This window comes from Methylomonas sp. EFPC3, assembly GCF_029643245.1.
Lineage (GTDB): Bacteria > Pseudomonadota > Gammaproteobacteria > Methylococcales > Methylomonadaceae > Methylomonas > Methylomonas koyamae_B.
Genome location: NZ_CP116398.1, coordinates 3,839,430 through 3,852,752, shown reverse-complemented (window position 1 = coordinate 3,852,752; position 13,323 = coordinate 3,839,430). Strand labels below are relative to the sequence as shown.

Here is a 13,323-nt window from a genome sequence, read left to right as displayed (position 1 = left end):
CAATGCCTGCGTAACATCAGAAAACATTCAGGGCATACGATCTTCATAGCTACATCAGCAAACACCTGGAAATTTTGCATGCGTAGTTAAAAGGCCGCCATAGCCCGACTATCTAGTTTTTCAGTTTGTAGGGCAAACTAGCCTATCTCGGCATTTAGCCCCTATTATTGCGGCTAAATACCGCTTGATTAATCGCACGATGGAATCCATGAATTGTTACGGGGCGTTTGATATGCCGCAAATTAGCTCCAACGATTTGAAAACCAAAGGCATTGCCGCGATCGAATCGGGGCTTGCCAATGCACCGGAAGTTGTGGTGTCGGTGCGGGCAATATCGCGGGTGAAGGTGCCGAGGCTATAGTTATCGAAAGGTAAGCGAAAAACTAGTCACGTATCAGGCCAAAGTTTGAAAACAGGATTTTGAAATGTCCGAACAGCCTCACTTGCAAGCATTCATCGACAATTACAACGTCAATCTCATTTGTTCGGCAATTCGTTTAGCCAATTTTGTGAAATCTTTTTTCGCTTCCTGTACCGCGTTGGCGTGCGAGCCGATCGCACCATCGGCAGAGGTCAAATTGAATATAGGTTTGCGATGTTCTTGGGCCATGGGAATTAAACTACGGTAATGCTTTATGGTTGCGAGACAGTAGGGGTCTTCTTCCTGGCTACCCAGTGTTTCGGACGGGGTTTCACTTAATACGGATTCACGATACACAAAGGGAATCCGTTGCACCCATTTATCGTAAGCTTTTACCGGCCTTTCCAATCTCACGCCGTGTTGCTGACAAAGATAACCAATCGGCTGCATGTTGCCTTTTGGCAACTGAAAATCCGGGCGTCTGAGTTTATCGGTACTGTTGTTCCAATTATCCAGTCTTTTTTGCCAAAGGTTCTTCCAGGTGCGCAGTGTCGGCCCTAAATTTTTCAGGCCTTGTAACGAAAACAAGTCCGCTCCGAGCGGAATCACCACGTAATCCGTCGCCAACAAGACGGAGCGGTTGATCGCGCCCAAGTTAGGGCCAATATCCACCAAAACCATATCGGCCTGCACTTTGGCGGCCGCCATTTGCATCACTTGCCAAAACGAGCTAAGTATCCGCATCGGCCGATATAGATTGTTGTCGCCCATGCTGTTCGGCCATTCGGCCGACAAAATGTCTTCGTATCCGGATAGATTGACATCGCCGGGCAGCAAATACAGGTCGGTTGAGATGTTTTTTAATATTGGCTCGGCAATGTCGCCGACGTCCGTTAGGGGTTTAACGCACTGGTAGATCGTTGAACCGTCATTCTGACTATCCCAAATCGATTCGATGTCATCCTCTTCGAGAAAGGCACCGGTCAAATTTGACTGCGGGTCGAGATCGATGATGACCACACGCTTTCTTAAACTGGCAAAAGTCCAGGCCAAATGATAGATCAGCGAAGTTTTACCCACCCCGCCTTTGTTATTAAAGAATGTCAGGACCGGTGTCGTCATGGTTTGCTTCTAAGTGTGCACAACACGGTGCTTTGGTTAGTTTCAAACTCGGGAGGTGGATTGCCATTGTTTAGCATTGCTCTTCTGGCTGTCGCAATACCGCGTCCGAAAGCTTGGATAAAACCAAACGTTTTTAGTACGTCGGCAATATTCGGATTACGGTAATCGGTAATGCCGGGTTTGCCGAAGTTTTCCGTTGTCACGTTACCGTAAGGCCCGCCGGGACTGTTGATTTCAATGCGATCATTGAACCAGTAAACCCGCACCGGCGCGTTCGTACTCTCATAAGTCCGATGCAAAACCGCGTTATAGAGGATTTGTTGAAGGGCGGCAGGCGGATAAGGCATTTCTTTGCTGTGAACCGGCCCGGCAGTAATGTCGATTGCGGTGCGATTATGGGCTTTGAGTTTTTCTTCGCACCGGCGCAGCATTTCAACCAATGCCCCGCCGATCGATTCTTCATCGATTACGGGGTCCGCCAATTCGGTGCCGTCGATGCGCAGGAATTGAATGAAGGCCCCAGGTAGAAAGTCTTGCGGTGTCTTGCCGAGTGCTAATAGCCCAAGCACGGTTGGCGTCGTGTCTTCGGGCGACACGACCATTTTGCAGGACGCCAACCGTTCTTCATAAGTTCTGCCGTTAGCTTCCAAGACATCGGCTGCAAATGCCGAGGGTAAAAATTCGTTTTCGAATATCGATTTCGATAAATCGGAAAGCTTGGCGCTGGGCACGGGATAAATGTCGAACGGCAGATTTTTATAGCGCCGTTTTTCGTTGAGTATGCGTTCTTCTTGTTCGTTAGCAATTGAGCGGCGCGGTCCGGTGCGAATCCAGATACGACCATCGTATTTAACAGGAGGCATATCCGACGGCATGACGGTGACCACCGCAATTTCAGCCCCTTTCAATGTGCGTTTCTCGACCGATAGAACCGGCAAAGGCAGGATGTTGCCATCCGTTTTCATGTCGGCTAACGACAACAAAAGTTGATCGTCGATAGTTATTCCCGAAGGCTGTCCGTTATCTTTAGCGCCGATAAACAATACTCCCGGCTGGTTGTATCCCGGTAAATCGTTGGCAAACGCGCAGATAGCTTGGCGAGCCTTCTTCGGGACATCGCCTTTGAACGTTTCTTTTCGTTCCACGCGATCGGATTCTGTATCGTCCAATAGGCGTTCTAATTCTTGGTCGGAAAATTGTTTCATTGCTCGATAAACACACTAATTGAACGGCTGGCGAGATTTTTTCAAAAAAGTTCTCGATCGCGGACGATGCAACTCAAGACAGGCAAACCCTTTGGAATGATACCGCCCCGGCGCGCAACTAGGATAGTTTTCTGTAGCAAGTAACGGCATTCATTTGCTTTTGCACGCCAAGCCGGCTGCTTGCCTCAAGGATTGCAATAGTTGCAATGGCCGGCCGAGGCGAAGCGGCGTTCGCGCGCGACTGCAACCTGATGGCCGCAGCGCACGCACGCATGGAGATCGGCTTTGGCGTCGTCAGTCGGCAGTCCGCAATCCTCGCACGGCAAACCGCGCACGCTGCCGGAGACGGCAAAACCGGGCGCGGCGCAGACCGGGCACAGCGACAAGAGCTTTTGCGCCAACACTTCGGCCGCGCGGCGGATGTTCAGCATGCGGGTTGGATTGGCGAAGGCGCGCATGTCGGTTTCGATGAAGGCCTGCCGCGCGGATGAGGCGGCCAGCGCCCAGGCGACCGCCGCCTGCAACTCGGGCCAAGTCGCCAAGCCTTTGCGAAACTCGGGATGGTCTTGCTGGTCCGGACGCACGATCAGATAGTGCTGCGGAAACCCGGCCGCCAAGGCAAAACGTTCGGCATCTTCCCAGTTGGTCACGGTTTGGTGGGCAAAATTAGTGGCGCCGGATGCCGTGGCGACAACCTCGATACCCAAACCGGCATCGAGCCAGACCAACAATTCCAGGTTGTGCGGCAGCATGAAGCTGACCGGGTCGGGCCCGAACGCGCCTTCGCTGGCCAGACCTATGCTCAGGCCGGACAATTCCATGCCGATTTGCGCCTTGCGCCGGGCTGCTTCCAACTGACTGCCGGCGCGGGCAATATCGCGGGTGAAGGTGCCGAGGCTATCGGTATCGAAGCGGTCGACATGCTCGATTCGGCAACCCAAACAGTGGCCCAGCACCTCGCTCAGCGGGGTTTGCTTGCCGTGCTGGGTCAGCAGGGCCACCTGCTGCCCGCAATAAACGCTTTGGCCGGCGGTCGAGATCGGCATGAATCGCTTCCCCGGCCGCTTATCGGCCGCCGGCCAACAGCGGAAACAGTTCCGTCATCCCACCGGCGATAAATTCCACGGCGATGGAGCTGAGCAACAATCCCATCACCCGCGTCACCAGGTTCATGCCGGTTTGGCCCATGATCGCCACGATCCGCGGCGCCAACAGCAGAAACAGCAGGACGATACTGCTGACAGTCACGATCACGCCGCCGAACAACAGGTAGTGGTTCAACGACAAATCGCGGTGGGCGTAAACAATGGTGGTGCTGATCGCGCCCGGCCCCGCCAGCAAGGGGATCGCCAGCGGCACCACCGCCACCGAGGCCTTGTCCTGCGACTCGGCGTCTTCTTCCGGGGTATGCCGGGAGCGATCATCGCTGGCCCGCAGCATCGACATCCCCATCAGCAACAGCAGCAAGCCGCCGGCCACGCGAAACGCCGGCAGGCCGATACCGAAAAAGCGCAGAATCGGCTCGCCGGCCAGCAACGCGGTCAACAATACCATCGTCACCGCAAAGGCGGCGGTGATGGCGGTCTGCCGGCGTTCGGCCGGACTCTTGCGCGCCGTCAACGCCATATACACCGGCATGGCTGTAATCGGATTCACCACCGAGATCAACCCGGCCAACAGTTGAACAAATTCATTCCAATTCATGGCTTCTTCCCTGCTCGATAAGGTATCAACGTACGATTACGCCGGCCGCCACCGTATGCAACGACACCGGATCGATGACGATGAAACTGCCGGTCGTGCGGTTGTCGCTGTAGGCGTCGGCGCAAAGGGGTTGATGCAACTTCAGCGTGGCCCGGACGATATCGTTCATCTGCGCCGAGTCCGGCTGCGGCTGATAGGCCAGGGTATTAACGTCGACCCGATAACTCAGCTCCGCGAACACGGCGTTGACGCTGCGGGTGGTGTGCTTGACCAAGTATTTGCGCCGCAAATCCAGCGGCTGCTCGGACAGCCAGCAGATATCGGCGCTCAGGGTTTTGGTCACCTGCGGCAACTGCTGCGGATCGCACAGCATGTCGCCGCGGGAAATGTCGATCTCGCTATCCAGGGCCACCACCACGGAACGGTCGGCGCCAGCTTCCGCCAAGTCGCGATCCGCCACGCTCAAACCCGCGACGCGGGCGCGCTGGCCGCCGGGCATCACCGCCACTTCGTCGCCCAAGCGCAAGCGTCCCGATGCCAGCGTGCCTTGATAACCGCGGAACTCCGCATCGCTGGCCCCGTCGGCGGCGTTGCCCAGCATCACCCGCACGACCCGCTGCACCGGCAGCCTGAACGGCGCGACGTCGGCATCGCGTCTGGCCGGGCTGGATTCCAGATGTTCGAGCAGGCTGGGGCCGCTATACCAGGGGATGGCCTCGGACCGAGTCGCCAGATTGGTGCCGTTCAGCGCCGACAGCGGAATCGCTTGCACATGATGACGACCCAACTGGCCGACGAAGGCATTGAATTCGTCGACGATGGCGTGGTAGACCGCGGGCTGCCAATCCACCAAATCCATCTTGTTGACCGCCAGCACCAGCTCGGGGATGCCGAGCAAGTGCGCCAGGTACGCGTGGCGGCGGGTCTGGGTGACGACGCCTTTGCGAGCATCGACTAAAAGAATGGCGAGATCGGCGCTGGAGGCGGCGGTGACCATATTGCGGGTGTATTGCTCGTGGCCAGGGGCGTCGCCGATGATGAACTTTCGGCGCGCCGTGGCGAAATAGCGGTAAGCCACGTCGATGGTAATGCCCTGCTCGCGCTCGGCGATCAGGCCGTCGGTCAACAACGACCAATCGATGGCGGCCAGCCCGCGCTTATGCGAGGTGGCCTGGATCGACGCCAATTGATCGGCGGCAACGTTGCCGGTGTCGTAGAGCAAGCGGCCGATCAACGTGCTTTTGCCGTCGTCGACGCTGCCGGCCGTGATGAACCGTAACAAACCGGACGGGCGAGTCGTCGGCTCCGTTCCGGTGTCAAAGCTGTCGGAGCTTGAATTCACGATTGCGTTCATCAGAAATACCCCTCTTTTTTACGTTGTTCCATGGCCGCTTCGGAAGCGCGGTCGTCCAGACGCGTGGCGCCGCGCTCGGTCAGCAGGCATTGCGCGGTTTCGGCGATGATGTCGGCGACGTTGACCGCAGTCGACGCCACCGGCGCGGTGCAGGAAATATCGCCGACCGTACGGAAGCGGCAACTGACCGTTTCCACGGTATCGCCGGCCCGGGCCGGCGTCAGATGCGTCACCGGCACCAGAATGTCGCCGCGCCGCACCACTTGGCGCTGGTGGGCGAAATACAGCTCTGGCAGTTCAATGTCCTCGCGCTGGATGTATTGCCAGACATCGAGCTCGGTCCAGTTCGAAATCGGGAACACCCGCAGATGGTCGCCCAACGCCACGCGGGTGTTGTACAAGGACCACAACTCGGGGCGTTGATTCTTGGGTTCCCACTGGCCGAATTCGTCGCGCACACTGACGATGCGCTCCTTGGCCCGCGCCTTTTCCTCGTCGCGGCGGGCGCCGCCCAAACAGGCGTCGAAGCCGAACTCGGCGATCGCTTCCATCAAGGTCACCGATTGATGCGCGTTGCGCGATTCCTGCGCATGCCGCAGACGCACCGAGCCCTTGCGAATCGAATCCTCGACGCTGCGCACGTGCAGCTGGCAAGCGTAACGCTCGGCCATGCGGTCGCGGTAGGCGATCACCTCGGCGTAGTTATGGCCGGTGTCGATGTGCAACAGGGCGCAGCCGATCCGTTCCGGATGAAACGCTTTGTAGGCCAGGTGCAGCAGTACTGCCGAATCCTTGCCGCCGGAGAACAGCAACACCGGATGCCGGCATTCCGCCGCCACTTCGCGCAAGATGAACAGGGCTTCGGCCTCCAGCAGATCCAGATGATCCGCTGCGGCAGGACCGAGCCCGTCGTGGGTGGATACAGTCATGTCAAAACTCCTCGGGGTTTAGGGAAACCGGGTGCCAAGCGTTCGGGCCGCCGTAGCGGAAACAGCGGCCGTCGTCCGGCTCGATCCGCAGCAAATGCAGCCAGCGGTTCTCGACCAACTGGCGGACTTCGGCCTGGCTGTCCAGCACCTGTTCGATCATGGCCGCCGGGGCTTCGATGATCACGCTCAGGCGCAGCGGCTCGTGGCGCAGCGCCTGGCCATCGTGCAGCGATTGCCAGGGCAGCCCGACCCGCAGGTCGCCGCCGTTACCTTCCAGGATGCCGATGGTGCCGACCACGTTGTGCAGAACCTTGTTACCGCTGCCGAAGCGCCGGTTGTCGACGGCCGAGGCGTAGTACTGCAGATTGATCCAACTGGCGACGACCATCGGCGCCGTCATGATCAGGTTCAAAATCGCGCCGTCGCCATCCTGGCGATAATCGTAGTTGTGCAGAAACACCCGGCCGTCAAAACCGGCGTGAGCGGTGCGTTGCCGCGGCGCGGCAATGAAGGCGGCGTTTCCGGCCAGGCCCCATTCCGGCCGGATCTGGGCCCAGTCGCGACTGCGTTTCAGCATCGCTTGCCACAGCGTCTTGGCGTCGGCATTAGCCAGACCCAGAGCCGACGCCCGCTCCCGCCGCGACAATTGCGAGGCCTGCTCCAGCCAATCCTGCAATTGCGCTAGATCGGCGGCGAAGTAATGCGGTACCTGGTCCAGATCGAACAGCCGCACCTGATCGGTGGTGGTATCGTGCAGCCCGGCGACGAACCAGGTCTCCCTGGGGATGGCAATGCCTTGCGCCGCCAGACCGGCCCGAACCTCGCGGTCGTTGAGCACGGCCGCGGCCACTCGGGCGTTGGCTTCGCCGCTATGGCCGCCGCAGGCACCGCAATCCAGTCCCGCCGCGTAGGGATTGTTGACCGTGCTGCTGCCATGGCCGCAGAGCAAGACCAGGCGGGCGAAGCCGTCGTTCAAGCTCATGCCTTGCAAAGCTTTGCGGGCCAGTTCGATCCGTTCCCCCAAGGCAATGCCGGTTTCGACCACCGGACCGTTGGCGATCAGCCGCCCGCGCTGGCGGGTGATGACCGGTCCGATCCGCTGCACCACGGCCCGGTCCAGTCCGGCGCTGCCCGGTTTGGCCACCGTACGGGTCAAGCCCAGACTATCGCTCAACAGCTTGCCGGCAAAGGTCAAACCGGAAATCTCGACGTAGGAAAAGCAGGAAACCGCCGAGTGTTTGAATCCCTTCCACAACCGATTCAGGCGTTTGTTGAGCCAGCGTTTTTCCAGGATTTTGCGCAGATCGCCGACATCGGCCTCGGCTACGCTCTCCCTGATCCGGAATTTCGGCTGCAATAACACCGGACATTGCGGCTGGCCGTGATGGTGGCCAAGGCCGATGTACTCGATCGGGAACCCAAAGAAACCGGCAAAACCCAAGGTTTCGATGTCGGCGGATACCGCTTCCAGCGCCCGGCGATAGACTTCGGAACGAACGTCGATGCAAAACACCGCCTGCAGCGCCTTGCGCTCGGCCGGAACCAGCTTCGCGGCAGGCGGCGGCGAGGCCAAGCGGGCCAATAGCGAGCGCTGTCCGGCCAGTTCGTAAGCCCATTGCAGCGCATGGCGAATCTGCAGCGAGTCCTCGGCGACCGCGTCGCTGGACACGGCCGACGCCTGCCAGCGCAAACGCCAGGTCTGCAGTTCCAGCGGCTGGGTGACGCGGATGTACAGGGCATAGTCGTAGGCCAGACGAATCGCCAACAACTCCAGCAAAGCCTCCGCGGCCTGCGCCGGCTCGTTCGGCCAGGTTTTATAGCGCAGCCAGGCGCTCCAGCCGGCGACAGTCAGCAGTTGCCGCTGGCAAAAATCCTCCAGCCGATCGTCTGCCACCCCCAGGCCGGCGAGTATCTGCGAAATCGCCGCGGCCGGACTCTCCGGCAGCGTGGCGATGCAGCGGCGGAAGTCGGCGATGCCGGCCAACTCCGGCGTACGATCGAAGGCCGCTGCCCGCCGCCAGGCCGAGTAAAGCGGTTGATTGCGCCAAGGCATGCGCCAAGCCGACTGGCCTTCGTCGAAATAGGCAGCGCACCATTTCGAGATCTCGTCGGTAATCAATCCGGCCCAAGCGCTGCCGGTCTCGGCATCCAGGTGGTCGGCCAGTGTCGGCCAGCACGCCGGCGCGTGGTTCGCCGCCTCCGGCCGGGCATCGTGCAGCGCATCCAGACACCGCTGCAGCGACACGCTGCTGCCGGCCAGCGCCAAGGCCTGCTCGATATCGGCCATTCGGATCCGGCCGCTACGGTATTGTTCGGCGTAGAACCGGGTCGGCATCAACATCTCGCCAAAGCCGCTGCGGGTTGCCCATTGGCAGGCTGCGGCAAACGGCCGATCGCTCCAACCCAAAAACGGATTGACCGCGACGAAGTGTTGCAACGGCCAGAGCGGCGCGATGCGGTGGCAGGCGCGCGTGGCGGCGTCGATGCAGACGGCGGCAGTTACGTCGTTCGGCGCGGCTTTGTCGATAACGCCGGCGCCGGCCGGAGCGGATTTGATTTTGACTGAGGACAAGGCTGGGTTCATTGCGGCATTCCTCCGGAGTGACGATGGCTAAAGCGGGCCGATGCCAACCGCCGGCTAGCGAGCAGCCGGTTGGCGAGGGTACTGATATAAAAACCGTTGTAGATATGGACGTAGGCTGCCTGCCAGATTCCGGCAGCCGCCGGACCGGGGAACTCGATCTGCAACATCAGGATCGAGAAAAATCCGGCCAGGACGATGCTCAGCAACAGGCCGTCGAACAGACTGTCGACCGGGATCGGCCCGGCCACATCGCCCGTCAGCAGGTTCAGGAAGCCGGTTTGCAATGCGAAATACAGCAAACTGGTGCCAGCGGCGATCAGGCTGGCGCGGAATATTTGTTTGGGGCCAGCCTGATGCGCCAGCGCATTCCACAGCAGGTAGGTCAAGGCCATTTGCAGGATCGCGCCGAGGAAAACGATGCCGGGTTCCGTGCCGGGACTCAGCCCGAACGCAGCGGCGCTGCCGACCGTCAATGCCGCTGCCGCCAAAAACGCCAACAGCAGTTCGCCGGGATGGCGGCTGTCGCGGATCGGCGGCGCCCAGGCGGCACGAGCAATGTCGACCACACTGCCGGAGGCGAGAAAGGCATGCGCTTTGTAGAGGGCATGAGCCAGGATATGCAGCAGCGCCGAGGAAAAGGCACCCAAGCCGCACTGCAGCATCATGAAGCCCATCTGACCGACGGTTGAGAATGCCAGCGATTTCTTGATGCTGGTCTGAGTCAACATGGTCAGCGAACCGAACAGTGCGGTGAAGGTGCCGATCACGGCCAGCATGTGCAAGGCCGCCGGCGCTTGCACCAGGATGTGGCTCATGCGAATCACCAGAAAACCGCCGGCGTTGATGATGCCGGCGTGCATCAGCGCGGAAACCGGAGTCGGGGTTTCCATCACCTCCGGCAGCCAGCTATGAAACGGAAACTGGGCCGATTTCATCACCGCGCCGACGATCAGGGCAAAGGCCGCCGCCGTCAGCGCGGTTTCCTGGCCGGCGCCAAGTTCGGCGGCGAATAAGGCGCCGAACTCCAGCGTACCGAAGGCCTGATACAAGCAGACTCCGGCCAGGATCAAGGCAACATCGCCCAGGCGGCTGACGACGAATTTCTTGCGCGCGGCAATTTGTGCGCCCGGCCGCTCCGGGTAAAACAGCAACAAGCGGTGCAGGCTCAGGCTGGTAGCGATCCAGGCCAGCACGAACCCGACAAAATGCCCGGAAATCACCAGCATCAATACCGCCGCGACGGTCCAGGACAGCCACTGCAGAAACCGGCGCTGGCCCGGATCGCCGTCCAGATAATTGCCGGAATAGCGGATCACGATCGCGCCGATCAACCCTACCAAACTGAGCATGATGGCGGACAGCCGGTCGATGTAGAGCGGAATGCCGGCGACATCGCCCTGAAATTTGCCGCCGACGAAGATAGCGACCGCGCAGAGCAGCGCGGCGAGGACCGCGCCGCCGGCCAGCACGGCGCAAACCACCGCGCTGGTTCTGGCCCTGACCGGAACCAGCACGGAAGCGGCGAGTCCGGCGCACACCAGTTGCGCCGGAGCAGCAATTGCGGCATAGGAAATCCAGGCGGTCATGGCCGCCCCCCTGCCGCAACGGCACGGCCGCAGGTTAGGAAAGTGGCTTGGACACGGTTTCTATTGCGGATGACGGTATGCATGACGATCTCCTGAGCAAGGGTAAGTGCGCGACCATGCTAGCAATCGGCCATCAATTCATCCAATATATGTATTTAATACAAACGTTCTCTTTTATTAATGAAAAAATGGCTGCGCTGAATTATCACCACTTGCGTTATTTCTGGATGATCGCTAACGAAAGCAACCTGACCCGCGCCGCCGAACGGCTGCATGTGTCGCAGTCGGCGCTGAGCATCCAGTTGCGACAACTTGAGGAATCGCTGGGGCAAAAACTATTCGAACGGGAAGGCAAGCGCCTGCAATTGACCGAAGCCGGCCGGATCGCGCTGGATTATGCCAACTCGATTTTCCGGGCCGGCGACGAGTTGATCAGCCTGATGCACGGCCGCTCCGCCGGCGAACGCCAACTGTTGCGGATCGGTGCGGTATCGACCCTGTCGCGTAATTTCCAGTTGGAACTGGTGCGCAGCTGGGTGCAACGCAGCGATGTCGAACTGGTGCTGCATTCCGGCAACCTGCGCGAATTGCTGCTGCAAATGCATGCGCACACGCTGGATCTGGTGCTGTCCAACCGGCCGGCACCGCGCGACGCCCAGGCCAACTGGCACTGCCATCTGCTGGACGAACAACCGGTGAGCCTGGTCGGCAAACCCGATGCGGAGGCCGCGCCGTTTCGCTTTCCGGAGGATTTGAACGGCAGGCCGCTGCTGTTGCCCAGCATCGAAAGCGAGATTCGCGGCGCCTTCGATTTTTTGCTGGAGCAAGCCGGGGTGCGGCCTATCGTGGTGGCGGAGGTGGACGATATGGCGATGTTGCGCTTGCTGGCGCGCGAATCCGGCCACTTGACGCTGGTACCGCCGGTGGTGGTGCTGGACGAGTTGCGCCAGGGCCTGTTGGTGGAACATTACCGGATCGCCGACATTCGCGAACGCTTTTACGCGATTACGCCCAGCCGGCAATTTCCGAATGCATTGTTGAAAGAGTTGTTGACGAATTCGGCCTGAACCCTAACCGCTGCGCCCGAGGCCAGGGCAGCATCGGCCGAACGTCATTCGCCGCTCTTGCCGGGCTCAGCCGTTTCTGACCCGGCCATAACTCCAATACGCCGCGCAAGCACCTTCCGACGACACCATGCACGAGCCCATCGGGTTTTCCGGGGTGCAGACGGTTCCCAATAATTTGCAATCCTGCGGCTTTTTGGCGCCGCGCAGGATGGCCGGACATTCGCAGCCTTTGACGTCGCTGGCTTTGATGGCCGGCAGCGCGAAGCGGCGTTCGGCGTCGAATTCGGCATAGTCCGGTTTGATGCGCAATGCGCTATTGGCGATCAAGCCGAGGCCGCGCCATTCGAACTGGGGGCGCAATTCCAACACCTCGTCGACCAAGGCTTGAGCTTTTAAATTGCCGTCGCGGGTGACGGCGCGGCTGTATTCGTTTTCGACCTGGTGCCGGCCTGCATTGAGTTGACGGATCAGCATCAGTGCCGATTGCATCACGTCCAGTGGTTCGAAGCCGGCGATGACGATGGGTTTGCCGTACTGCTCGGCGAAGGTTTCGTAAGGCCGGCTACCGATCACGCTGCTGACGTGGGACGGGCCGAGAAAGCCGTCGATTTGCACCGGTTCCGGCGCATCCAAAATGGCTTGCATCGCCGCCGGGGTCAGCACGTGGTTGCAGAATACGCTGAAGTTTTTCAGGCCTTCGACCTGGGCTTGTTTGATCGCGACCGCGGTCGGCGGGGTGGTAGTCTCGAAACCGATCGCGAAAAACACCACTTGGCGGTCGGGGTTGGCGCGGGCGATATTCAGCGCATCTTGAGTCGAGTAAACCATGCGGATGTCGCCGCCGGCCGCCTTGGCTTTAATCAGGCTGTTGCGGCCAGTCGCGGGAACCCGCATCAAATCTGCGTAGGTGCAGAGAATGACATCATGCTGTTCGACCAGTTGGATCGCGTTGTCGATGCGTCCGGTCGGCAGCACGCACACCGGGCAACCGGGGCCGTGGATGAATTCGACGTTGGCCGGCATCAGATCCTGCACGCCGTAACGGAAAATGGCGTGGGTATGGCCGCCGCAGAACTCCATCAGCCGATAATGGTGGTCAGGATCGACGCTGTGCGCAATCGCGCCGGCCAGTTGTTGGGCGAGGTCGCGCTGACGGAATTCGTCGATGTATTTCATGAGGCAATCAAACCGGCTTCGGCAAACAAAGCCAGGGTCTTCAAGGCTTCGTCTTCATCGATTTTGTTCAAGGCATAACCGACGTGGACCAACACATAGTCGCCGACGTGCACATCGTCGACCAACGCCAGCGATACCTCGACTTGCACGCCGTCAACCGATACGGTGGCCATGTCGCCGGCGGCTGCGATTTCAACAATTTGGGCAGGGAGGGCTAGGCACATAGAACATTCCT

The 13,323-nt window shown here is 59.7% G+C and carries 12 protein-coding genes; 2 read left to right on the top strand and 10 right to left on the bottom strand.

The features are described from left to right. Nucleotides 1–232: 232 nt before the first annotated feature. Nucleotides 233–361: a hypothetical protein gene (locus tag PL263_RS17450; protein WP_278210557.1), complete on the top strand. Its 129-nt coding sequence runs from the start codon at nt 233–235 to the stop codon at nt 359–361. A gap of 102 nt (nt 362–463) precedes the next feature. Here the strand turns inward: PL263_RS17450 and PL263_RS17445 are convergent, their stop codons facing one another. The 8 genes from PL263_RS17445 to PL263_RS17410 form a co-directional block, all read right to left on the bottom strand. Then, nucleotides 464–1,483, bottom strand: a complete 1,020-nt coding sequence (locus PL263_RS17445; RefSeq protein ID WP_278210556.1) for an AAA family ATPase — start codon at nt 1,481–1,483, stop codon at nt 464–466. Beyond that, on the bottom strand, nt 1,480–2,688 hold the full coding sequence (locus tag PL263_RS17440) for an ATP-binding protein (protein ID WP_278210555.1): 1,209 nt from the start codon (nt 2,686–2,688) through the stop codon (nt 1,480–1,482). Before PL263_RS17440 ends, PL263_RS17445 begins: the two co-directional genes overlap by 4 nt. Before the next feature lie 185 nt (nt 2,689–2,873). Further along, entirely contained in the window at nt 2,874–3,734 is an 861-nt protein-coding gene (locus PL263_RS17435) for a DUF6671 family protein (protein ID WP_278210554.1), read from the bottom strand. 19 nt (nt 3,735–3,753) lie between these two features. Further along, nucleotides 3,754–4,392, bottom strand: a complete 639-nt coding sequence (locus PL263_RS17430; RefSeq protein WP_256610080.1) for a MarC family protein — start codon at nt 4,390–4,392, stop codon at nt 3,754–3,756. Nucleotides 4,393–4,417: 25 nt separating this feature from the next. Next, the gene (locus PL263_RS17425; RefSeq protein WP_278210553.1) at nt 4,418–5,746 is read right to left on the bottom strand and encodes a GTP-binding protein; all 1,329 of its coding nucleotides are present in this window, start codon (nt 5,744–5,746) and stop codon (nt 4,418–4,420) included. Continuing rightward, the gene (gene cysD / locus PL263_RS17420) at nt 5,746–6,675 is read right to left on the bottom strand and encodes a sulfate adenylyltransferase subunit CysD (RefSeq protein WP_278210552.1); all 930 of its coding nucleotides are present in this window, start codon (nt 6,673–6,675) and stop codon (nt 5,746–5,748) included. Before cysD ends, PL263_RS17425 begins: the two co-directional genes overlap by 1 nt. A 1-nt stretch (nt 6,676) precedes the next feature. Next, entirely contained in the window at nt 6,677–9,259 is a 2,583-nt protein-coding gene (locus tag PL263_RS17415) for a DUF2309 domain-containing protein (protein ID WP_278210551.1), read from the bottom strand. Then, nucleotides 9,256–10,845, bottom strand: a complete 1,590-nt coding sequence (locus PL263_RS17410) for a proton-conducting transporter membrane subunit (protein WP_278210550.1) — start codon at nt 10,843–10,845, stop codon at nt 9,256–9,258. Before PL263_RS17410 ends, PL263_RS17415 begins: the two co-directional genes overlap by 4 nt. Nucleotides 10,846–11,033: 188 nt before the next feature. On the opposite strand from PL263_RS17410, the gene PL263_RS17405 reads away from it, so the two are divergent. Further along, a complete protein-coding gene (locus PL263_RS17405) occupies nt 11,034–11,912 on the top strand; it encodes a LysR family transcriptional regulator (RefSeq protein ID WP_278210549.1) in 879 nt (292 codons plus the stop codon). A gap of 66 nt (nt 11,913–11,978) precedes the next feature. Here PL263_RS17405 and hypD read toward each other — a convergent pair whose 3' ends face one another. After that, the gene (hypD, locus tag PL263_RS17400; RefSeq protein WP_278210548.1) at nt 11,979–13,088 is read right to left on the bottom strand and encodes a hydrogenase formation protein HypD; all 1,110 of its coding nucleotides are present in this window, start codon (nt 13,086–13,088) and stop codon (nt 11,979–11,981) included. Then, nucleotides 13,085–13,312 (bottom strand): HypC/HybG/HupF family hydrogenase formation chaperone, encoded by a 228-nt coding sequence (locus PL263_RS17395; protein ID WP_278210547.1) that lies wholly within the window; start codon nt 13,310–13,312, stop codon nt 13,085–13,087. The genes hypD and PL263_RS17395 overlap by 4 nt, the downstream gene beginning before the upstream one ends. Nucleotides 13,313–13,323 lie beyond the last annotated feature (11 nt).

Bases quoted from the DNA above. Each gene is read 5' to 3' on its own strand.
- PL263_RS17450 (WP_278210557.1), top strand. From the start codon at position 233: ATGCCGCAAATTAGCTCCAACGATTTGAAAACCAAAGGCATTGCCGCG.
- PL263_RS17445 (WP_278210556.1), bottom strand. From the start codon at position 1,483: ATGACGACACCGGTCCTGACATTCTTTAATAACAAAGGCGGGGTGGGT.
- PL263_RS17440 (WP_278210555.1), bottom strand. From the start codon at position 2,688: ATGAAACAATTTTCCGACCAAGAATTAGAACGCCTATTGGACGATACA.
- PL263_RS17435 (WP_278210554.1), bottom strand. From the start codon at position 3,734: ATGCCGATCTCGACCGCCGGCCAAAGCGTTTATTGCGGGCAGCAGGTG.
- PL263_RS17430 (WP_256610080.1), bottom strand. From the start codon at position 4,392: ATGAATTGGAATGAATTTGTTCAACTGTTGGCCGGGTTGATCTCGGTG.
- PL263_RS17425 (WP_278210553.1), bottom strand. From the start codon at position 5,746: ATGAACGCAATCGTGAATTCAAGCTCCGACAGCTTTGACACCGGAACG.
- cysD (WP_278210552.1), bottom strand. From the start codon at position 6,675: ATGACTGTATCCACCCACGACGGGCTCGGTCCTGCCGCAGCGGATCAT.
- PL263_RS17415 (WP_278210551.1), bottom strand. From the start codon at position 9,259: ATGAACCCAGCCTTGTCCTCAGTCAAAATCAAATCCGCTCCGGCCGGC.
- PL263_RS17410 (WP_278210550.1), bottom strand. From the start codon at position 10,845: ATGACCGCCTGGATTTCCTATGCCGCAATTGCTGCTCCGGCGCAACTG.
- PL263_RS17405 (WP_278210549.1), top strand. From the start codon at position 11,034: ATGGCTGCGCTGAATTATCACCACTTGCGTTATTTCTGGATGATCGCT.
- hypD (WP_278210548.1), bottom strand. From the start codon at position 13,088: ATGAAATACATCGACGAATTCCGTCAGCGCGACCTCGCCCAACAACTG.
- PL263_RS17395 (WP_278210547.1), bottom strand. From the start codon at position 13,312: ATGTGCCTAGCCCTCCCTGCCCAAATTGTTGAAATCGCAGCCGCCGGC.